Here is a 20,492-nt window from a genome sequence, read left to right as displayed (position 1 = left end):
CTACCCCTCCGTCTTCTGGCCGGCCTTCCGGGCCGGACGCTTCTTGGCGGGCTTCGACGCCACGCTCGCGGTGCGGCCCTCCAGCAGGGGCGCCAGGTAGCGACCGGTGTGGCTCTCGGCCACCTGCACGACCTCCTCGGGCGTGCCCTCGGCGACCACGGTGCCGCCGCGGGAGCCACCCTCGGGTCCCATGTCGATGATCCAGTCGGCCGTCTTGATGACGTCCAGGTTGTGCTCGATGACGAGCACCGTGTTCCCCTGGTCGACCAACCGGCCCAGGACCAGCAGCAGCTTGCGGATGTCCTCGAAGTGCAGGCCGGTCGTCGGCTCGTCGAGCACGTAGAGCGTGCGGCCGGTCGAGCGCTTCTGGAGCTCGCTGGCGAGCTTGACCCGCTGGGCCTCGCCGCCCGAGAGGGTCGTGGCCGGCTGCCCGAGCCGCACGTAGCCCAGGCCGACCTCGGTCAAGGTCTTCATGTGCCGAGCGATCGGCGGCACCGCCGCGAAGAACTCCACCGCCTCCTCGATCGGCATGTCCAGCACCTCGGCGATGGTCTTGCCCTTGTAGTGCACCTCGAGGGTCTCGCGGTTGTACCGCGCCCCGTGGCAGACCTCGCACGGCACGTAGACGTCCGGGAGGAAGTTCATCTCGATCTTGAGGGTGCCGTCGCCGTGGCAGGCCTCGCAGCGGCCGCCCTTGACGTTGAAGGAGAACCGGCCGGGCATGTATCCCCGGACCTTGGCCTCCGGCGTCTGGGCGAAGAGCTTGCGGACGTGGTCGAAGACGCCGGTGTAGGTCGCCGGGTTGGATCGGGGTGTCCGTCCGATCGGCGACTGGTCGACGTGGATCACCTTGTCGACCTCCTCGACACCGGTGATGGTGCGGTGGCGGCCGGGGACCGTGCGTGCGTTGTAGACCTGCTTGGCCAGCGACGTGTAGAGGATGTCGTTGACCAGCGTCGACTTGCCCGATCCCGACACACCCGTGACCGCGACGAACATGCCCAGCGGGAAGGTGACGTCGATGTTCTGGAGGTTGTTCTCCTTCGCCCCCTTCACGACCAGCTGCCGCCCGGACGTGCGCGGACGACGCAGCTCAGGCACGGGGATCTCCCGACGGCCGGACAGGTACTGCCCGGTCATCGAGTCCGGGTGGTCGAGCAGTCCCTGCACCGTTCCGGAGTGCACGACCTGTCCGCCGTGCTCGCCGGCGGCCGGGCCGATGTCGACGACCCAGTCGGCCGTGCGGATGGTGTCCTCGTCGTGCTCCACCACGATCAGGGTGTTGCCGAGCTCCTTGAGGCGCACGAGGGTCTCGATGAGCTTGGCGTTGTCACGCTGGTGCAGACCGATCGAGGGCTCGTCGAGCACGTAGAGGACGCCGACGAGTCCGGCGCCGATCTGGGTCGCCAGCCGGATGCGCTGCGCCTCACCGCCCGACAGGGATCCGCTGGGCCGGTTGAGCGAGAGGTAGTCCAACCCCACGTCGAGCAGGAAGCGCAGACGCTCCTGGATCTCCTTCAGCACCCGCTCCGCGATCTGGCGTTCGCGGGGCGAGAGCTCGAGACGCTGCAGGAACTCGGCGGTCTCGTTGAGCGGCATCGCGCAGAGCTCGGCGATGGAGAGGCCGCCCAGGGTCACGGCCATGGAGACCGGCTTGAGGCGGCTGCCGTGGCAGGTCGGGCACGGCACCTCCCGCATGAAGCCTTCGAACCGCTCGCGGGTGGTGTCGGACTCGGCGTCGCCGTGGCGCCGCTCGATGTACTGGCTCACGCCCTCGAACTCGGCGTAGTAGGAACGCTGGCGTCCGTAGCGGTTGCGGGTGACGACGTGGACCTTGGTCGGGTGGCCCTCCAGCACCGCCTTGCGCGCCTTGGCCGGCAGCTTCTCCCACGGGGTGTTGAGGTCGAACCCGAGCTCCTCCCCCAGCGCTCCCATCAACCGGAGGAAGTAGTCGCGTACGTGGGCGCCGCTCCAGGGGGCGATGGCGCCCTCACCCAGCGAAGCCTGGGGGTTGGGCACGACCAGCTCCGGATCCATCTCCAGCCGGGTTCCGATGCCGTGGCAGGCAGGGCAGGCGCCGAAGGGAGAGTTGAAGGAGAAGGAGCGCGGCTGGAGGTCATCGGTGTCGATGACGTGGTCGTTGGGGCACGACATGCGCTCGGAGAAGGCCAGCTCGCGTGTCTCGGAGCCCTTCTCCTCGTCGACGAAGTCGAAGACCACGAGCCCGTCGGCCAGGCCGAGGGCGGTCTCCACGGAGTCGGTGAGGCGACGCTTGGCGGACTCCTTGACCGCCAACCGATCGACGACCACCTCGATCGTGTGCTTCTTCTGCTTCTCCAGCGTGGGCGGCGAGTCCAGCGGATAGGTCTCACCGTCGACCCGGGCGCGGCTGAAGCCCTGGGTCTGGAGGCTCGCGAAGAGCTCGACGTACTCGCCCTTGCGACCCCGGATCACCGGGGCCAGGACCTGGAACCGGCGACCCTCCTCGAGGGCGAGGACCCGGTCGACGATCTGCTGCGGGGTCTGCCGCTCGATCGGCGCCCCACAGGTGGGGCAGTGCGGACGCCCCGCACGGGCGTACAGCAGACGCAGGTAGTCGTAGACCTCGGTGATCGTGCCGACGGTCGACCGGGGGTTCTTCGACGTCGACTTCTGGTCGATGGAGACCGCCGGGGAGAGGCCTTCGATGAAGTCGACGTCGGGCTTGTCCATCTGCCCCAGGAACTGCCGGGCGTAGGCCGAGAGCGACTCGACGTAGCGCCGCTGCCCCTCGGCGAAGATGGTGTCGAAGGCCAGGGAGGACTTGCCCGAGCCGGACATCCCGGTGAAGACGATCAGGGAGTCGCGAGGGAGGTCGAGCGAGACGTCCTTGAGGTTGTGCTCCCGGGCGCCACGGATGATCAGCTGGTCTGTCACGAGGTTCCTCTGCCTGTGCGTCACGAGCGTTCGTTCGAACGCATGTTCGTCATCCTAGGCGGGCGGGCCACACGACGTGGGACGACACTCCACTCTTGCACGCAGCACCACACGCGGGCACCACGTCCGACGCTGCCCGCAGGGCGACTGCGCACCCCTGCGGGCAGGATGGCTGCATGACTGCCTACACCGGTGCCGTGACGCCGGGCGCCCCCGCCCAGACCCGTACGCTCGACGCGCTGTCGATCACCAAGGTCGCGGTCGACGAGAAGATGTCGAACAACTGCTACCTGCTGCGGTGCACTACGACCGGCGAGCAGCTGCTCGTCGATGCCGCTGCCGAGCCGGAGGTGCTCCTGGAGCTCATCGGTGCGCGTGGCCTGGCTGCCGTGGTCACCACCCACCAGCACTGGGACCACCACCGCGCCCTGGCGCAGGTCGTCGAGGCGACAGGGGCCGAGGCCTTCGCCGGCGCCCCGGACGCCGACGCCATCACGGAGCAGACCGGGGTCGAGGTCGCCCGGCGCCTCGAGCACGGTGCGCTGGTGCGGGTGGGCGACGTGGAGCTCGAGGTGATCGCTGTCGCCGGTCACACCCCCGGGTCGATCTGCCTGGTGCACCGCGACCCGGAGGGGCACCCCCACCTCTTCACCGGCGACTCGCTCTTCCCCGGCGGCGTGGGCAACACGTTCGGTGACGCCGACGCCTTCGCCACCCTCATCGACCAGGTCGAGGAACGGATCTTCGGCACGCTGCCCGACGACACGTGGTTCTACCCCGGCCACGGGGACGACTCGACGCTGGGCGCCGAACGTCCCCACCTGGCGGAGTGGCGCGAGCGCGGCTGGTGACCCGAGGGCGTCAGGCGCAGGTGCTGGCGGTGAAGGTCAGGTCGGAGATGAAGATGCCTTGTAGACCCGCCCCCGACAGGGTGCCCGACTGGTCGTTCCAGAAGGTGATCTTGACAGTGTCCATCGGCACATCGGATCGGTACTGGAAGACTGCGTTCCCTGCAGCCGACGTGCTGGGATGGTAGGAAGCGCTAGTCACCACGTTCCGGATGGGATCCGACACGGTGCCCGCGCCACGAAGCGCAGCGGGCAACGAGACGGTCGGAGATCCGCTCACCGCCACCCGGTCCTGGTACTGCCGGGGAGCTTCTGACGATGCGTTGTCGATGTCCGTCACGGTGAACCGAAGGTTCTTCACCGGACGGCTGAACTGCAGCATCAACTCCTGACCGTGAGTCCGACGGGCGGCCGCGCTGGAGCCCAGGTCGCTGTCGTTGGAGTAGTCCTGCAGCAGGGTGAGTCCACGCTTGCCCAGGTTGCCGACGCCGAAGGGAGAAACACGCATGTTCTGCGCGTTGTCGGGAGCGGTGCGTCCCCGCACCCGCGACCCCAAGAAGACGTTGGACGCCACCACCATCAAGGGGGCTGCGTCGCGGATCTCGGCCGCGGTCAGGCCAGCCGTCGTCACTACGGCGCGAACGGTTCCACGCCCGGTCTCCCTCGAACCGGTGGGGGACGTGCGAGAGAAGGAGTAGCCACTTCCGGCCCACGCGAGGGTGTACAGCGCCTCCTTGCAAAGCGGCAGCGGCGCGGGCGTTGCGCCGGATGTGGCGTAGGCCGGGGACGCCGAGGCGATGACGACGGCGGGGGCGGCCCAGGCGCCGGCTCGGAGCAGGCTGCGGCGTGACGTGCTGACTGACATGTGAGATGACCCTTCGAGGCGCCGCCAGGAGCGGCAACCTCATGCGTGACGAAACCGCGGGTGCTGAGTCCGCGGCGGACAGGGAGCTGTCACGAGAAGTCAACGACGTCTCGGAGCATGGACCCGGTCATCTGACCTACGTCTACCCGATTTGGGGGGTGGTGGGGCCACGCACATCTCTGCTAGAACGTGCGTTTGCGTGCGCTCACCGATCGACTAACGAGTGGATGTCCAGACCAGCCCGGTGCTTCCTGGGGGTCCGCAACCCGCCGGGTACGGTGAAGCCATGACGACGACCGAGCTGACCGCCGCCACCTTCGAATCCACCGTGACCGAGGGCGGCATCGTCCTGGTTGACTTCTGGGCCGAGTGGTGCGGCCCCTGCAAGCAGTTCGCGCCCGTCTACGAGGCCGCCTCCGAGAAGCACCCTGACGTCGTCTTCGGCAAGGTCGACACCGAGGCCGAGCGCGAGCTCGCCGCGATGGCCCAGATCACCTCGATCCCCACGATCATGGCCTTCCGCGACGGCATTTTGGTCTTCTCCCAGCCCGGCGCCCTGCCGGCGGCGGCCCTCGAGGAGCTCATCGGTGGCGTACGCGCCATCGACATGGACGAGGCCCGACGCCAGATCGCGGCCGCGGAGTCCGGCGAGCTCGACCTCGACGCGTTCGCGGCCGAGCACGCCGCAGGCGGCTTCGTGCTCGACGTCCGCGAGGACGACGAGTACGCGGACGGACACGTACCGGGTGCCGTCCACATCCCGATGGGTCAGGTGGGCGAGCGCCTCGACGAGCTTCCCGAGGGGCGCGTGCTGGTGATCTGCCGCTCCGGCAACCGCAGCCGCCAGGTGTGCGAATTTCTCCGTTCACAGGGCCGCGAGGCGATCAACGTCTCCGACGGCACCATGGGCTGGGCCGAGCGCGGGTGGCCGCTGGAGCGCTGAGCGCCAGCCACGACATCCGCTCCCTGGGGCGCGCGGCTACGATCCCAGTCGTGGGACACCTCGTACGCCAAGCTCTCCTCGCGGCGCTCACCGCCAACGCACTCCGCCCCTCCCGCACGTTCCGGGGAGGGGCGTTGTCCTTCCTCCTGGGATGGGTCACCGTTGAGTGGGCTCCCCAGCTCCTGGTCGCGAGCACGGTGGATACCGCACAGGCTGCGGCCCGGCGTCGCGCCACCCCTCTCGGCGTCGCCCTCGCAGCACTCGCCTGGGCAGGCCTGCTCCGCGAGATCGCGCTCAGCCGCGCGACTCCCCAGGGATTCAACGAGTCCCTCGCGAGCCTGGGCAAGGTGGACGGGCTGGAACCGATCGCGCCGCGCGACGCCCAACGCACCTGGCGCAGGAGCGTCCACCCCCTGCCCCGCCGTCGTGAGGACGTCGTGGTGGTCCGTGACATCAGGTATTCCGACGCCGGGCGTCGAGGGCTGCTAGACGTGTACCGCCCGGCCGAGGTGCCAGTGGACGCACCCGTGCTGCTCCAGGTGCACGGCGGCGGCTGGACGATCGGGAGCAAGGAGGTGCAGGCCGTCCCGCTGATGCAGCACATGGCGTCCCTCGGATGGGTCTGCGTCGCCATCAACTACCGTCTCGCCCCCCGCGACCCGTTCCCCGCCCAGATCATCGACGTCAAGCGGGCGCTCGCCTGGATCAGGGACCACGTCGCCGAGCACGGCGGAGACCCCGACTACGTGGTCATCACCGGCGGGTCGGCGGGCGGGCACCTCGCCGCCCTGGCCGCGCTGACTCCGGGAGACCCGGTCCTCCAGCCGGGGTTCGAGGAGGCCGACACGAGCGTCCGGGCGGCCGTCCCGGTGTACGGGGTGTACGACTTCGCCGGGGTGACCGGCCTGCGCAGCGTCGAGGCGATGCGCGATCGTTTCCTGGCGCCGCGGATCCTGCAGAAGTCGTTCAGCCAGGACCCGGAGGCGTTCGAGCAGGCGTCACCCATCCTCAGGATCACCGAGGACGCCCCCGACTTCTTCGTCATCCACGGTGACACCGACTCCCTCGTCGACGTCAACCAGGCGCGGCGCTTCGTCGAGGCGCTGCGGGAGAAGTCGACCGCCCACGTGGTCTACACCGAGCTGCGCGGCGCCCAGCACGCATTCGACATCTTCGAGAGCACCCGCACCGGCCACATGGTCCGGGCCGTGGCCAACTACCTCCAGTGGCACCACCGGCGCCACGTCGCGGGACCCGCCGCGGTGCCCGACGAGCCGGAGGGAACAATGGCAAGGTGACCTCACCTGCCACGCCCTCCCCCTCCGCCCCGTCGATGCCGGCCGACCTGCTCGAGCACGCGCTCGCGGCCAAGGGCTTCATGCCCGCCGAGGAGGGAGAGCTGCTCCACCGGTACGCCCGGATCAGGCTCCCGCACGGGCCCGCGCTGGAGGTCGGCACCTACTGCGGCAAGTCCGCGGTCTACCTGGGCGCCGCGGCCCGCGAGGTCGGTGGCACCGTCTTCACGGTGGACCACCACCACGGCTCCGAGGAGAACCAGGCCGGGTGGGAGCACCACGACACCGAGGTCGTGGACCCGCGGACGGGACGGATGGACACCTTGCCCTTCTTCCGCCGCACCATCGAGGACGCCGGCCTCGAGGACCAGGTGGTGGCGCTGGTCGGACAGTCAGTCACCGTGGCCCGACACTGGCGCACTCCCCTGTCGCTGCTCTTCATCGACGGAGGCCACTCCGAGGAGCACGCCCAGAACGACTACTCCGGGTGGGCGCCGTGGGTCATGCGCGGTGGGCTGCTCGTCATCCACGACGTCTTCCCTGACCCTGCCGACGGGGGCCAGCCGCCCTTCCACGTCTTCCAGCGGGCGCTCGCGAGCGGCTGCTTCACCGAGGTCGGGGCGCTGGGCTCGATGCGCGTGCTCGGGCGGGTCTCAGGAGATGCCGGCGAGGCTGTCGGCTGACCCGCAGCACCGCGAGCCGAGGTCGCCGAACGTCGGCAGCGTGTGCCCGCGCATGATGTCCGACCCAGGGGTCGCGCCCGAGAGCTGGTCGGCCGCGAGGATGACCGCCGCTGCGGTGTAGGTGGTCTGCTCCCCCGGCCAGTGGGCCTGGTCGGGAAAGACCCACCCGGTCCAGTAGGACCCGTCCTCGTGGCGCAGGTGCTGCATGTCGGCGAAGAGCTGGAGCGCGCGGTCGCGGTCCCCGTTGGCCTCCAGCGCCATCACGAGCTCGCACGTCTCGGCCCCGGTCACCCACGGGTTGTGGGCGATGCAGCGGATGCCCAGATCCTTCTCGACGAAGGTGTCCCACTGTTCGGCGAAGAGCTCCTCGGCAGCCGGTCCACGCACGGCACCACCGAGCACCGGGTAGTACCAGTCCATCGAGAACTCGGACTTGTCCAGGAAGAGGTCACGGTGGTCACGCAGGGCGTGGGCCAGACGCGCGCCGGCGAACTCCCACTCCGGCTGCACATCACCCACCAGCTCGCCCAGGGCGCACCCCGCTGCCAGCGCGTGGTGGATCGACGACGAGCCGGCGACCAGCCCGTCAGTGTTGACGGTCGCCGGGTGTCCGTCGTGCCACTCCTGCGACCACGCGATGGCTCCGGAGGGCAGCTGCATAGAGACGACGAAGTCGAGGCCGGCACGGACGGCGGGCCAGAAGCGGTCCACGAAGGCGCGGTCCTGCCGGACCAGCCAGTGGTGCCAGACGCCGACGGCGAGGTAGGCCGACATGTTGGTCTCGCCGCTGTGGTCCTCGACCGCGCCCTCGACGATCTTCATCGGCCACGAGCCGTCGTGCCGCTGGGTGGCCAGCACCCACTCGTAGGCACGCTGCGCAGCCTCCACCTGGCCGCCTACCAGGAGGGCCATCGCAGCCTCGACGTGGTTCCAGACGTCGGTCTTGTCGCCGGGCGTCCACGGGATCGCGCCACTCGGCTCCTGCATCGCCGCGATCGAGGCAGCCGTCTCGGCCACCTGGGCGGCCGTCAGGACACCCGGCACCTCGGGCAGGCGGTGTGCCATCAGGCGGTGAGGGGCTTGGTGAAGTAGAGCACCATGCTCTTGCCGATCGCGGGGTCGAGCACCTTGCCGGCCCACTGCAGCACCTTGGGCTGCTTCATGATCTCCCAGACCAGGAGCTTGTGGTAGGCCTTGGCGAGGGGGTGGTCGTCGTTGGTCACGCCGACGGCGCACTTGATCCACCAGTAGGGCGCGTGGAGGCCGTGGGCGTACTCCTTGCCCGTGAAGTTGAGGCCGGCCTTGGTGATCTTGTCGACGAGCTCCTTGTCGGTGTAGATCCGGATGTGGCCACCCGGCACGTTGTGGTAGTCGTCGGAGAGCTTCCAGTTGATGACCTCGGGCAGCCAGCGCGGCACCGAGACCGCCAGGGTCCCGCCGGGGCGCAGCACCCGGACGAGCTCCTGGATCGCCTGGATGTCGGCGGGGATGTGCTCGAGCACCTCGGCGGCCACGACCCGGTCGAACTCGCCGTCGGCGAAGGGCAGGGCAAGGGCGTCGCCCTCCTTCACGTCCGCCTCGGCGCCCTCGGGCACCTCGCCGGCCTCCTTCATCGCCACGAAGAGCTCGCGGACGTTCTCGAGCTCCTGGACGTCCTGGTCGAGCGCGATGACGTCGGCGCCGCGGCGGTACATCTCGAAGGCGTGGCGTCCGGCCCCGCAGCCCATGTCGAGGACGCGTTCACCCGGCTTGAGTCCCAGTCGGTCGAAGTCGACGGTCAGCACGTCATTCCCCCTTGGCCTTCTCGGCCCGGTAGTCGTTGATCACTTCTTGGTAGGCGTCCGCGGTCTTCTGTGCCACGGCTCGCCAGCTGAACAGGTCGAGCACCCGCTGCCGGCCTGCGCGCCCCATGCGGGCACGCCGCTCCGGGTCGTCGAGCAGGGCTGCGATCGCCCGGGCCAGCTCACCGACGTCACCTGGCGTCACCAGGTCGGCGCACTCGCCGTCCGCTCCCACCACCTCGGGAATGGCTCCGGCGCGGGAGACCACCAGCGGCGTGGCGCAGGCCATCAGCTCCGCGGTCGGCAGTGAGAACCCTTCGTAGAGCGAGGGCACGCAGGCGAGCTCGGCCGACCCCATGAGCCTCACCAGCTCGGCGTCGGAGACGCCGTGCACGAAGCGCACGTGGTCGCCGATCCCGAGCTGCTCGATGAGCTGCTCGGTGCGACCGCCCTCGACGGGCTTCGTCACGAGCACCAGCTCGAGGTCGCGCTCGGTGCGCAGCTTGGCGAAGGCCTCCAGCAGGGTCGCAATGCCCTTCATGGGCGCATCGGCGCTCGCCATCGCCATGATGCGACCGGGCACGCGCGGCTCGCTCGGCGGCACGAAGGCGTCGTCGACCCCGAGGAGGATCACCTGCATGCGGGCGGGGTCGACCCCGAAGTCGGTGGCGATGTCGCGCTTCGACGACTCCGACGGCGTGAGGATGCGGCGAGCCTGGCGGGCCACCTTCCCCTGCATCCGCAGGAAGCCGTACCAGCGGCGCAGGGAGAGCTTCTTGCGCAGGGTGGGGGCCGCCGCGATCTCGACCCGGCGGTCGAAGGTGATGGGGTGGTGCAGCGTCGTGATGAGCGGGAGGCCCATCTTCTCCACGTCGAGGATGCCGTAGCCAAGCACCTGGTTGTCGTGCACCACGTCGAAGTCGGCCACACGCTCGCGCAGCACCTTCGCGACCCGACGGCTGAAGGTCTTGGGCTCGGGGAAGCCCGCGGTGCACATGGTGAGGAACTCCTCCACGTCCACCAGGTCGCGGAACTCGCGCAGCTTCGGCACGCGGAAGGGGTCCGGCTCGCGGTAGAGGTCGAGCGAGGGCACCTTCGTCAGCTTCACGCCCTCGTCGAGGATCGGGTAGGGCTGCCCGGAGAAGACCTCCACCTCGTGCCCCAGGGCGACCAGCTCCCGGCTCAGGTGCCGGATGTAGACGCCCTGCCCACCGACGTGCGGCTTGCTGCGGTAGGACAGAAGTGCGATGCGCAAGGCTGGGGCCTTCCTGGGTGTGGGGACCCGCATTGTTACCACGCCGGCGCCCGGGACTTTCGCTCTTGCCGGTCCACGGACCTGCATCCCCTACTCTTCCACGGTGATGCATGCAGCCCGTCACGGGGCCGCCCGCGTGGCCGACTGCTCAGCGGTCGCTGGAGTGACCGGGGAAGACGTGCGCTGCGGGGTCGATGACGACCGCTGCGTTGTTGACGGCTGTCGCCGCCTCGCCGAACCCGACCGCGATCAGTCGGACCTTGCCGGGGTACTCCGTGACGTCGCCGGCCGCGAAGACGCGAGGCAGGTTGGTGCGCATGGCCTGGTCGACCACGAGGTGGCGCCGCGACGTCTCCAGCCCCCACTCCTGCAACGGCCCGAGGTCGGCGACGAAGCCGAGCGCGGAGACGACCGCCTGGCAGGGGAGCTCCTCGATCGCGCCGTCGTCGAGCTGGACGACGACGCTCTGCACGCGCTCGACGCCTCGCACCTCGACCACCTGGGCCCTCGTCAGCAGGCGCACGGAGGAGGCACGCACCGCCGCGACGGTGCGGGCGTGCGCACGGAACGCGTCCCGGCGGTGGACCAGCGTCACCGATGCGGCGAGGGGCTCGAGGTGTTGGGCCCAGTCGAAGGCGCTGTCACCACCCCCCACGATCACGACGTCCAGGCCGCGGTAGGGCTCGAAGTCGGCGACGAAGTGCGCCACGCCGCGGCCCAGCCACTCCTCCCCGTGCGGCAGGGGCCGAGGGGTGAAGGTGCCAATGCCCGCCGCGACGACGAGGGCGCCGCCCCGGACCCACGACCCGTCGTCGAGTCCGACGCGTACGCCCGTGTCCTCCTCGACGAGCGTGCGGGCCGTGCGTCCCAGCAGCAGGGTGGGATCCGCTGAGAGGGCCTGCTCGACCAGCCCGGACACCAGGTCGCGACCCTTGACCGCGGGGAACCCTGCGACGTCGTGGATGAGCTTCTCCGGATACATCGCCGTCACCTGCCCACCGAGCTCGGGCAGGGAGTCGACCAGCGCCACACGCAGTCCGCGGAACCCCGCGTAGTAGGTCGCGAAGAGGCCTGTGGGTCCTGCGCCCAGCACGACCAGGTCGGTCTCCAGGTCGATCGCCGCACCGTCCACCCGCGCTCACCCCTGACGTGTGATCAACGTCTCACTTGCGAGTGAGCCTAGGGCACCGCACCTGCAGGCGCTGCGGATCAGCGGGTGGCCTCCATCATCTGGCGCAGCTCCTTCTTGAGCTCGCTGATCTCGTCACGCAACCGCGCTGCCACCTCGAACTGCAGCTCCGCGGCCGCCGCCTTCATCTGGTCTGTCAGCTGCTGCACCAGCTCCGCGAGGTCGGAGGTGGGCACCCCCGCAGTGTCGGGGAGCTCCCGGTGGACCTTGGAAAGCATCGGCGTCGGAGCCCCCTTCGGCTTGACCCCGCCGGCGCGGCCCTTCTGACCGACGTCAGCCCAGGTCTGCAGCAGCTCCTGGGTCGTCTCGTCCTCCCGCGCCAGCATCTCGGTGATGTCCGCGATCTTCTTGCGCAACGGCTGCGGGTCGATGCCGTGCTCGGTGTTGTAGGCGACCTGGATGGCGCGACGACGGTTCGTCTCCTCGATGGCCGCCTCCATCGACGGGGTGATCCGGTCGGCATACATGTGGACCTGGCCGGAGACGTTGCGCGCCGCTCGCCCGATCGTCTGGATCAGCGACTTGTCCGAGCGCAGGAAGCCCTCCTTGTCCGCGTCCAGGATGGCCACCAGGGACACCTCCGGCAGGTCGAGGCCCTCCCGCAGCAGGTTGATGCCGACCAGCACGTCGTACTCACCCAGTCGCAGGTCACGGAGCAGCTCGATCCGCTTCAGCGTGTCGACCTCGGAGTGCAGGTAGCGAGTGCGGATGCCGGCCTCGAGCAGGTAGTCGGTGAGGTCCTCCGACATCTTCTTCGTCAACGTGGTCACCAGCACCCGCTCGTTGCGCTCGACGCGCTCGCGGATCTCGTGGATCAGGTCGTCGATCTGACCCTTGGTGGGCTTGACCACGACCTCCGGGTCGACGAGGCCCGTGGGCCGGATGATCTGCTGGACCGCGTTCTGTGGACCGCCGACCCGATCGAGCTCGTAGTTGCCGGGGGTGGCCGAGAGGTAGATGGTCTGGCCGATGCGGTCGAGGAACTCCTCCCACCGCAGCGGACGGTTGTCCATCGCCGAGGGCAGCCGGAAGCCGTGCTCCACGAGGTTGCGCTTGCGCGACATGTCGCCCTCGTACATCCCGCCGATCTGGGGCACGGCGACGTGGGACTCGTCGATGACCAGGACGAAGTCCTCGGGGAAGTAGTCCAGCAACGTGTTGGGGGCGCTGCCGCTGTTGCGGCCATCCATGTGCATCGAGTAGTTCTCGATGCCCGAGCAGGAGCCGACCTGCCGCATCATCTCGATGTCGTAGGTGGTCCTCATCCGCAGGCGCTGGGCCTCGAGGAGCTTGCCCTGCCGCTCCAGCTCCTCCAGGCGCGCCGCCAGCTCGGCCTCGATCCCCCGGATGGCGCGCTCCATGCGCTCCGGGCCGGCCACGTAGTGGGTGGCGGGGAAGATGTGGATCTCCTCGTCGTCGGTGAGCACCTCCCCCGTGACCGGGTGCAGGGTGCTGAGCCTCTCGACCTCGTCGCCGAAGAACTCGATGCGCACCGCCATCTCCTCGTAGACCGGGAAGACCTCGACGGTGTCGCCCCGCACGCGGAAGGTACCCCGGGTGAAGCTGAGGTCGTTGCGCGTGTACTGGTTGTCGACCAGGCGACGCAGCAGCTGGTCGCGGTCGCGCTCCTCCCCGACCTTCAGGCGCACCATGCGGTCCACGTACTCCTGCGGGGTGCCGAGGCCGTAGATGCACGAGACGGTCGACACGACGATCACGTCGCGGCGGGTGAGCAGCGAGTTGGTCGCCGAGTGCCGCAACCGCTCGACCTCCTCGTTGATGGAGGAGTCCTTCTCGATATAGGTGTCGGTCTGGGGGACGTACGCCTCGGGCTGGTAGTAGTCGTAGTAGGAGACGAAGTACTCGACGGCGTTGTCGGGGAAGAGCTGGCGCAGCTCGTTGGCAAACTGAGCCGCCAGCGTCTTGTTCGGCTGGAGCACCAGCATCGGCCGCTGGAGCTGTTCGGCCACCCAGGCCACGGTGGCCGTCTTGCCGGTGCCGGTGGCACCGAGCAGCACGACGTCCTTCTCCCCGTCACGGATCCTCTGGGAGATCTCCGCGATCGCCGTCGGCTGGTCGCCCGAGGGCTCGAAGTCGGACTTCACCGTGAAGGGCGCCACGCGGCGCTCCAGGTCGCTCACTGGCCGCATGGTTCGAGCGTACGGGGTCACGCCGACAGCGCCGCCCACAAGGCCTCATGGGCCCGAAACGGCGACCCAACCGGAACATTCGTCACACGAGTCCTGCCATTTGGCCCACACGGAGCGGCAGAACTCCTTATGTTGTCGTCGGGGCCCAAACCCGGCCCCTCCGTCCTCGGACGTTCCACGCCACACCACAACGGGGAGCTCATGGCCACCAAGCAGAACGACGTGTCGTCGTCCTCGTCGGTCTCGACCGACCAGGACGCCCAGTCGCGTACCGGATGGTGGCGCGTCTCCGGGTGGAAGCTGCGCAACAAGATCGCCCTCGCGCTGGCCTTCCCGATGGTGGCCGCCTCCTGGTTCGCGGTTGACAACGCAACCGAGTCCTGGGAAGTACAGGCCGAGCACGAGGCCACCGCGGGCCAGATCCGCGTCCTCGAGCCGACCGTCGACTACCTCTACGCGGCCGAGACGGCCACCGTCATCGCCCGGTCGGAGACGGCCTCCAACTCGGCCGCGCGCACCGCCGCGGTCGAGGAGGTCCGCCAGGCCGCCGAGAAGGTGGAGGGCCTGCTCGAGGACGAGGCGCTGACCGAGAACCAGAAGGCGCAGCTCGCCGGCCTCGTGGCCCTGAGCGACCAGCTGCGTGACGGCCGCGCCTACGAGACGCTGCTGCAGTCGCGTTCGCAGGTCGCGCAGCTCCACAACGGCGTGAGCGACTTCTACCAGTCGATCCTCAACGGCCAGAACTCCCCCGAGCCCGTCCTCCAGCAGATCAGCTACGTGATGGAGGGCCGCCTGGCCTTCACCATGCAGCAGCTCGAGGTCGCCTACTCGGGCAACCGCATCACCAACACCGCCCAGGTCTTCTCCGAGCTGGGTGTCGAGGACGCCGCGATCGCCCAGCTGGCGAGAGCCCGCGACGACGCCCCGTCCGTGCTCGACCTGCGCTCCCTCAACGCCGCGCGGTTCACCACCGTGGAGGCGGGCGAGGGCGCCCTCGCCTACGAGGAGACCCTGGCCCTCTACGACGACCTGACCTCGACCGTGCTCACCGAGTCGATCGAGGCCCTGGACGAGAACGCCGCCGCCGCACGGCAGCAGGCACTCGCCAGCATCGCGATCCTCGCCGCCGCCCTGGTCGCCACGCTCCTCTTCGCCTGGCTGATCGCGCGCCTCATCACCCGCCCCGTGCGGATCGTGCGTGACAGCGCCCGCGACGTCGCCAGCAACCAGCTGCCCCGCGCCGTGGCCACCATCCGCGCCGGCGGCGACCCGGGGGCCATCGAGCCCATCGGTGTCACGACCAACGAGGAGATGGGCCAGATGGCCCGCGCGGTCGACGAGCTCCACCAGACCGCGGTCAACCTCGCCCAGGGCGAGGCCCACCTGCGGTCCCAGGTCGGAGAGATGTTCGTGACGCTCTCGCGCCGCAACACCACCCTGATCAACCAGCAGCTCGGACTGATCGAGGAGCTGGAGCGCGACGAGCAGGACCCCCGTCGTCTCGAGAGCCTCTTCCGCCTCGACCACCTGGCCGCCCGCATGCGCCGCACGGCGGAGAGCCTCGTGATCCTGTCGGACGCCCCGGTCCGCCAGCGAGAGAGCCAGAGCCTGGCCGTCAGCGACGCACTCCAGGCCGCGACGGCCGGTGTGCAGGAATACCAGCGCGTCGAGATGCAGGGCTCCTCCCCCGCCAAGATCGTGGGGTCGGCGGCCAACGACGTCGTCCACCTGCTCACCGAGCTGATCGACAACGCCCTGTCGTTCTCGCCCCCGACCGAGTCCGTCCATGTCAGCACCACCGTCGCCGCCGGACAGACCGTCATCACCATCAGCGACGGCGGACTCGGCCTGCCCGAGGACGTGCTGACCCAGCTCAACGGCATGCTGCAGAAGGACGTCGGCATCACCCCTGACGCCGCCCGCCGCATGGGTCTCTTCGTGGTGAGCCGCCTGGCCCACCGCCACGGCATCGACATCCACCTGAGCAAGAACGCCCGCGGCGGCATCACCGCCTCCGTGGCCCTGGCGGACCACCTGATCGTGCCCGGCACGGCACCGGCCGCCCCTCCGGCCCCGGTCGTCGACACCCCGGTGATCGACGTGCCCGCGCAGGCGACCCCGGTCCGCGAGGACGCCCCGTTGATCACCCCGATCGCCCCGGAGGAGGTGGCCCAGAAGGCCGCCGAGCGGGACGACACACCGACGATCACCCCCGTGGCCAAGCCGGACCCGCTGAGCGACCCCCTCAGCGACCCGCTGACCGACCCGCTCGAGGCGCCCGCCGCCTCCAGCACCGAGACGGCCACCGACGACCAGGTGGACCAGATCAACGCGGCGATCAGCGCGGTCACCGAGCTGCCCAAGCGACGTCCTGGCGCCAGCGGCCCCGGCCGCCGCGGGGCCGTCGAGCCCGTGGGTGGTGGCAGCCTCTTCGCCCCGGCCACCCCCGCGACGCCGGTGGCGCCGGCCGAGCCCGTCGCCCCTGAGCCCGCCGCCCCTGTGGCACCCGCGGCCCACCGGTCGGAGCCGGCGCAGGAAGCGGAGTCCGGCGCCGCGCCTGGCCTGCCGAAGCGCAACCCCGGTGCGACCGTGCCCGGCCGCCGCGCCGCGGTGCAGCCGACCGGCAGCAGCCTCTTCTCCGCGCCCGCCCCCGAGCCCGAGGCCCCGGCCGCTCCGGAGCCAGCCGAGCCGGTGAGCATGTTCGCCCGCCCGCACGCCGACTCCTCCGACGCCTCGACCGAGACCGACGGCAAGGCAGAGGCCGGTGCCCTGGGCATCTTCTCGCTGCGCGAGGCTCGCAACGGCGCGACCAAGCGGGACCAGGACGCCGAGGCCCCCTCGAGCACCGTGGAGCCGGCCATCTCCTCGGAGGACCCGCTCGGCCTCGACCGCCCCAGCTCCACCGGGGCCGCTTCCGAGAGCACCGAGGACGCCACCACCGACCCGGCAACGGCCGACTCCACGCAGGAGGCTCCAGCCGCGAAGGTCGACGACGCGCCCGCCGCGCCCGCCGACCTCCCCACCCGCACGCCCGGCTCGCACACCCTGGCCCCGCAGCAGGCCAACGGCTCGGCTGCCAACGCGTCCGGTTGGCTCGCCGGCAACGAGACCACCGAGTTCCCCACCACCGCCGACGCGGGATGGCAGGCAGCGCACCGTGCTGCCGAGCCCGAGTCCTCACCCACGACGAACGCCGGACTGCCCCAGCGTCAGCCCGGCCGCCGTCTCGTCCCCGGCAGCGTCGCCCCGACGCGTACTGCCCCCACCCGTGACCCGGAAGCAATCCGCAAGCGTCTGGCGGCGCACGCGGCCGGTGTCTCTCGCGGCCGCACCGCAACCACCAACGCCAACACCCAGAAGGAAGGTCCGGCATGACCAACGAAAGCGCACCTGCTCAGGACTCCGGGCTCAACTGGATCGTCACGAAGTTCATCCAGGAGGTCCCCGGGACCGCGCACGCGGTGCTCGTCTCCGCCGACGGCCTGCTGATGGCCGCCAGCGACCGGCTGCCCGAGGACCGGGCCGAGCAGGTGGCAGCGGTCTCCTCCGGTCTCGCGTCGCTCGCCGTGGGTGCCTCCCGCCTCTTCGAGGGTGGGCCGGTCCTGCAGACGGTGATCGAGATGGAGCTGGGCTACCTGCTGCTGATGGCGGTCGGCGACGGCTCCAACCTCGCGGTGCTCACCCAGGACTCGGCCGACATCGGCCAGGTCGGTTACGAGATGGCGCTCCTGGTCGAGCGCGTGGGCCGTATGGTCCAGGCGCAGGCTCGGGTGCCCCAGCCCACTTCATGAGGTGATTGACGATGGCTGACGAGGACTGGGACGACGCGCCTGCACCGCGCATCGTCCGCCCCTTCACGATCACTGCAGGTCGCACGCGACCCAAGGTCGACCTCCCGGTCGAGGCGACCCTGCGCCTGCAGGAGCACGCCCACGGCCGCTCCTGGCCCAACGCCTCCATCGCCCACGTCGTGGACGTGTGCCACCTCCGGTCGGTCGCCGAGGTCTCGGCCCTGGTCTCCATGCCCATCGGGGTCGTCCGCGTGCTGCTCGCCGACCTCATCGAGGCCGGGCACGTCGCCGTGCAGGCCACCATCTCCGCCAACTCCACCAGTGACCAGCGTCGCGACCTCATCGAAAGGACCCTCCGTGGACTTCGAGCCTTCTAACAACCGTGGCGCCGCGTCCACCAAGATCGTCATCGCCGGCGGCTTCGGCGTCGGCAAGACGACCCTGGTCGGTTCCGTCTCCGAGATCGACCCCCTGCGCACCGAGGCGCTGGTGACCGACGAGTCGGAGGGTGTCGACGACATCTCCCAGGTGCCCACGAAGCACACGACCACGGTCGCGATGGACTTCGGCCGCATCACCCTGGGCGAGGACCTGATCCTCTACCTCTTCGGCACCCCCGGCCAGAAGCGCTTCTGGTTCATGTGGGACGACCTCTGCCTCGGTGCGATCGGCGCGATCGTCCTGGTCGACACCAACCGCCTGGACGAGGCCTTCTCGCCGCTCGACTACTTCGAGGAGAAGGGCCTGCCCTTCATCGTGGCGCTCAACCAGTTCGACCAGGGGCCCCAGTTCGAGCTCGAGGCCGTCCGTGAGGCCCTGGCCCTCCCGGCCCACGTGCCGATGATCCGTATCGACGCGCGTGACCGCGAGTCCGCCAAGGGCGCCCTGATCCGGGTCACCGAGTACGCCCTGGAGCGACTCGCCAGCCAGGTGCCCGTCAGCTGAACCCTTCCGGGGGACGTCACACGGCCGGTCCGCAGGGGCCGGCCGTGGCCCCGGGCCAGACCGGTGTCCACCCAGCGGACCCCGGAATTGGCCCGGACTTGGTCCCATGGCTCATCATGACTCCATGAGCCATCGTGACGTCACCCACGGAAGGCACGCCGCCGAGCCTGCTCCGCCGGCGTTCGTCCGCTCATTCACGCTCACTCGGGGGCGCGCAGTTCCCCGGGTCGACCTCCCCTTCGAGGCCACACTCGTCGTGACAGACAAGAACCCTGACTCCCCCGTCCGCGGCCAGCACGCCGAGGCCCTCAAGCTGTGCGACGGCCGTTCCGTAGCCGAGATTGCGGCCGAGATGGACCTGCCCATCGGCGTCGTGCGCGTCCTCGTCGGCGACCTCGTCGCCGACGGCAAGGTCGAGGTGCGTCGCACCCTGACCGACGACACGTCGCTCGACGAGCGCCGCGACCTGTTGCAGCGCACCCTCGCCGGTCTTCTCGTCAGCTGACGTGGCCTGCGGCGCGCCGTCGGCGCGCGCCTTGCGCACTCATCGTCCGGATAGGCTGACGGCGTGAGTTCCCCCAAGTCGTTCAGTGCCGTCCGCGTGGTGCGACGACTCCTTCTCGCGCTCTTCGTCACGCCGTTCGCGCTCGCGATCGGGCTCACGCTCGTGGACCGCTACCGGCGCGAGGGCAAGAACAGCTCCCCCTTCCCTCGGAGCGTCCCCACCGAGGTGGAGGTCGAGGACGGCAGCGTGACCGTCTACACCTACGGCCAGGACCTCTACGACGCCATGCTCGCGGCCATCGACGGGGCCCAGCACCAGATCCTGTTCGAGACCTACATCTGGAAGGGCGACGAGGTCGGCGAGTCCTTCAAGCGGGCTCTGGCTGCGGCAGCCGACCGGGGAGTGAAGGTCTACTGCGTCTACGACGCCTTCGCCAACCTGGTGGTCTCCCCGCGCTTCAAGCGCTTTCCCTCCAACGTGAACGTCCTCCGGTTCCCGATCTACAACGCCGGGTTCCGGTTCTGGGACTTCCGCCACTACGGACGTGACCACCGCAAGATCATGGTCGTCGACGACACGGTCGCGTTCCTCGGCGGCTACAACATCGGAGCCCCCTACGCCACCGAGTGGCGCGACACCCACGTGGCGATCACAGGGCCCGCGGTCTGGGACGTCATGCGTGCGTTCGCCGACTTCTGGAACCTCCACCGCCGTCACCGTCTGCGCCCCAGCGAGCAGCCGCTCCTGCTGGAGGCCAAGGCTCCGTGGCAGGCGCACATCCGGCTCTCGCGCAACGTACCCCGGCTGATGATGTTCCCGATCCGGTCGATGTACCTCGACGCGATCAACCGTGCCGGTGAACGCATCTGGATGACCCACGCCTACTTCATCCCCGACCAGGACTTCGTCGACGCCCTCCTGCTGGCCGCCGACCGGGGGGTCGACATCCGGATCCTGCTCCCCCACCGTTCCAACCACATCGTGGCCGACTGGATCTCGCGAGGCTACTACGGTCAGCTCCTGGCGGCCGGGGTGCGGATCTTCCGCTACCAGGGGGCCATGGTCCACGCGAAGACCTCCACGATCGACGGCAACTGGACGACCGTCGGCACGGCCAACATCGATCGACTCAGCCTCACCGGCAACTACGAGATCAACGTCGAGATCATCGACGAGTCGATGGCTCGGGCGATGGAGGAGATCTTCCGCGTCGACCTCACCAACTGCGTGGAGCTCACCCGGGAGGAGTGGGACCGACGCGAGTGGCACCGGAAGTTCACCGAGGCCGTGCTGGCGCCCCTTGGTCCGCTGCTCTGACGCGTCCCG

General features: G+C 69.7%; 17 protein-coding genes and 1 pseudogene. 11 read left to right on the top strand and 7 right to left on the bottom strand.

The window, feature by feature from the left end:
- Positions 1 to 2,916, bottom strand: coding sequence for an excinuclease ABC subunit UvrA (uvrA, locus tag IEQ44_RS06820; RefSeq protein WP_193637686.1), 2,916 nt, complete (start codon positions 2,914 to 2,916; stop codon positions 1 to 3).
- A gap of 176 nt (positions 2,917 to 3,092) precedes the next feature.
- On the opposite strand from uvrA, the gene IEQ44_RS06815 reads away from it, so the two are divergent.
- Complete coding sequence (locus IEQ44_RS06815) at positions 3,093 to 3,767, top strand: MBL fold metallo-hydrolase (protein ID WP_193637685.1); 675 nt, start codon at positions 3,093 to 3,095, stop codon at positions 3,765 to 3,767.
- Between the two features lie 10 nt (positions 3,768 to 3,777).
- Here the strand turns inward: IEQ44_RS06815 and IEQ44_RS06810 are convergent, their stop codons facing one another.
- Complete coding sequence (locus IEQ44_RS06810; RefSeq protein WP_193637684.1) at positions 3,778 to 4,629, bottom strand: hypothetical protein; 852 nt, start codon at positions 4,627 to 4,629, stop codon at positions 3,778 to 3,780.
- Between the two features lie 286 nt (positions 4,630 to 4,915).
- On the opposite strand from IEQ44_RS06810, the pseudogene trxA reads away from it, so the two are divergent.
- From trxA to IEQ44_RS06795, 4 genes and pseudogenes are all read left to right on the top strand, one after another.
- Positions 4,916 to 5,275, top strand: a pseudogene (gene trxA / locus IEQ44_RS16855) (thioredoxin); the annotation flags it as partial.
- Positions 5,258 to 5,572, top strand: a complete 315-nt coding sequence (locus IEQ44_RS16850) for a rhodanese-like domain-containing protein (protein ID WP_369074438.1) — start codon at positions 5,258 to 5,260, stop codon at positions 5,570 to 5,572. The pseudogene trxA and the gene IEQ44_RS16850, both read left to right, overlap by 18 nt.
- A complete protein-coding gene (locus IEQ44_RS06800) occupies positions 5,554 to 6,870 on the top strand; it encodes an alpha/beta hydrolase fold domain-containing protein (RefSeq protein ID WP_319804536.1) in 1,317 nt (438 codons plus the stop codon). Before IEQ44_RS16850 ends, IEQ44_RS06800 begins: the two co-directional genes overlap by 19 nt.
- Positions 6,867 to 7,550, top strand: coding sequence for a class I SAM-dependent methyltransferase (locus tag IEQ44_RS06795; protein ID WP_319804535.1), 684 nt, complete (start codon positions 6,867 to 6,869; stop codon positions 7,548 to 7,550). The genes IEQ44_RS06800 and IEQ44_RS06795 overlap by 4 nt, the downstream gene beginning before the upstream one ends.
- Here the strand turns inward: IEQ44_RS06795 and IEQ44_RS06790 are convergent.
- The 5 genes from IEQ44_RS06790 to uvrB form a co-directional block, all read right to left on the bottom strand.
- A complete protein-coding gene (locus tag IEQ44_RS06790) occupies positions 7,521 to 8,615 on the bottom strand; it encodes a prenyltransferase/squalene oxidase repeat-containing protein (RefSeq protein ID WP_193637682.1) in 1,095 nt (364 codons plus the stop codon). The two genes, IEQ44_RS06795 and IEQ44_RS06790, sit on opposite strands and share 30 nt — an antisense overlap.
- Entirely contained in the window at positions 8,615 to 9,334 is a 720-nt protein-coding gene (locus tag IEQ44_RS06785) for a class I SAM-dependent methyltransferase (protein ID WP_193637681.1), read from the bottom strand. The genes IEQ44_RS06790 and IEQ44_RS06785 overlap by 1 nt, the downstream gene beginning before the upstream one ends.
- 1 nt (position 9,335) lies before the next feature.
- Complete coding sequence (locus IEQ44_RS06780) at positions 9,336 to 10,586, bottom strand: glycosyltransferase family 4 protein (RefSeq protein ID WP_193637680.1); 1,251 nt, start codon at positions 10,584 to 10,586, stop codon at positions 9,336 to 9,338.
- Between the two features lie 148 nt (positions 10,587 to 10,734).
- Positions 10,735 to 11,718 (bottom strand): NAD(P)/FAD-dependent oxidoreductase, encoded by a 984-nt coding sequence (locus IEQ44_RS06775; protein WP_319804534.1) that lies wholly within the window; start codon positions 11,716 to 11,718, stop codon positions 10,735 to 10,737.
- 77 nt (positions 11,719 to 11,795) lie between these two features.
- On the bottom strand, positions 11,796 to 13,925 hold the full coding sequence (gene uvrB, locus IEQ44_RS06770) for an excinuclease ABC subunit UvrB (RefSeq protein ID WP_227487040.1): 2,130 nt from the start codon (positions 13,923 to 13,925) through the stop codon (positions 11,796 to 11,798).
- Positions 13,926 to 14,126: 201 nt separating this feature from the next.
- Here uvrB and IEQ44_RS06765 point away from each other — a divergent pair, with 201 nt between their 5' ends.
- The 6 genes from IEQ44_RS06765 to IEQ44_RS06740 all read left to right on the top strand — a co-directional run bounded on the left by IEQ44_RS06765 (position 14,127) and on the right by IEQ44_RS06740 (position 20,483).
- Complete coding sequence (locus IEQ44_RS06765; RefSeq protein WP_193637679.1) at positions 14,127 to 17,300, top strand: ATP-binding protein; 3,174 nt, start codon at positions 14,127 to 14,129, stop codon at positions 17,298 to 17,300.
- Complete coding sequence (locus tag IEQ44_RS06760) at positions 17,297 to 17,716, top strand: roadblock/LC7 domain-containing protein (RefSeq protein WP_193637678.1); 420 nt, start codon at positions 17,297 to 17,299, stop codon at positions 17,714 to 17,716. The genes IEQ44_RS06765 and IEQ44_RS06760 overlap by 4 nt, the downstream gene beginning before the upstream one ends.
- 11 nt (positions 17,717 to 17,727) lie before the next feature.
- Positions 17,728 to 18,093, top strand: coding sequence for a DUF742 domain-containing protein (locus tag IEQ44_RS06755; protein ID WP_193637677.1), 366 nt, complete (start codon positions 17,728 to 17,730; stop codon positions 18,091 to 18,093).
- Positions 18,074 to 18,661, top strand: a complete 588-nt coding sequence (locus tag IEQ44_RS06750) for a GTP-binding protein (RefSeq protein WP_193637676.1) — start codon at positions 18,074 to 18,076, stop codon at positions 18,659 to 18,661. Before IEQ44_RS06755 ends, IEQ44_RS06750 begins: the two co-directional genes overlap by 20 nt.
- A 124-nt stretch (positions 18,662 to 18,785) precedes the next feature.
- Entirely contained in the window at positions 18,786 to 19,166 is a 381-nt protein-coding gene (locus IEQ44_RS06745) for a DUF742 domain-containing protein (protein WP_193637675.1), read from the top strand.
- Positions 19,167 to 19,229: 63 nt separating this feature from the next.
- Complete coding sequence (locus IEQ44_RS06740; protein WP_319804533.1) at positions 19,230 to 20,483, top strand: phospholipase D-like domain-containing protein; 1,254 nt, start codon at positions 19,230 to 19,232, stop codon at positions 20,481 to 20,483.
- The last annotated feature ends 9 nt before the right edge of the window (positions 20,484 to 20,492 follow it).

This window comes from Nocardioides malaquae, from assembly GCF_015070385.1.
Lineage (GTDB): Bacteria > Actinomycetota > Actinomycetes > Propionibacteriales > Nocardioidaceae > Nocardioides > Nocardioides malaquae.
Note: the sequence above shows the minus strand (reverse complement) of the source record. Positions and strands in the feature narration are given on the sequence as shown.

What these genes read in the sequence shown, in the direction of transcription:
- IEQ44_RS06760 (WP_193637678.1), top strand. Translation starts at nt 17,297, where the DNA reads ATGACCAACGAAAGCGCACCTGCTCAGGACTCCGGGCTCAACTGGATC.
- IEQ44_RS06810 (WP_193637684.1), bottom strand. Translation starts at nt 4,629, where the DNA reads ATGTCAGTCAGCACGTCACGCCGCAGCCTGCTCCGAGCCGGCGCCTGG.
- uvrB (WP_227487040.1), bottom strand. Translation starts at nt 13,925, where the DNA reads ATGCGGCCAGTGAGCGACCTGGAGCGCCGCGTGGCGCCCTTCACGGTG.
- IEQ44_RS06790 (WP_193637682.1), bottom strand. Translation starts at nt 8,615, where the DNA reads ATGGCACACCGCCTGCCCGAGGTGCCGGGTGTCCTGACGGCCGCCCAG.
- IEQ44_RS06815 (WP_193637685.1), top strand. Translation starts at nt 3,093, where the DNA reads ATGACTGCCTACACCGGTGCCGTGACGCCGGGCGCCCCCGCCCAGACC.
- IEQ44_RS06745 (WP_193637675.1), top strand. Translation starts at nt 18,786, where the DNA reads ATGAGCCATCGTGACGTCACCCACGGAAGGCACGCCGCCGAGCCTGCT.
- IEQ44_RS06765 (WP_193637679.1), top strand. Translation starts at nt 14,127, where the DNA reads ATGGCCACCAAGCAGAACGACGTGTCGTCGTCCTCGTCGGTCTCGACC.
- IEQ44_RS06755 (WP_193637677.1), top strand. Translation starts at nt 17,728, where the DNA reads ATGGCTGACGAGGACTGGGACGACGCGCCTGCACCGCGCATCGTCCGC.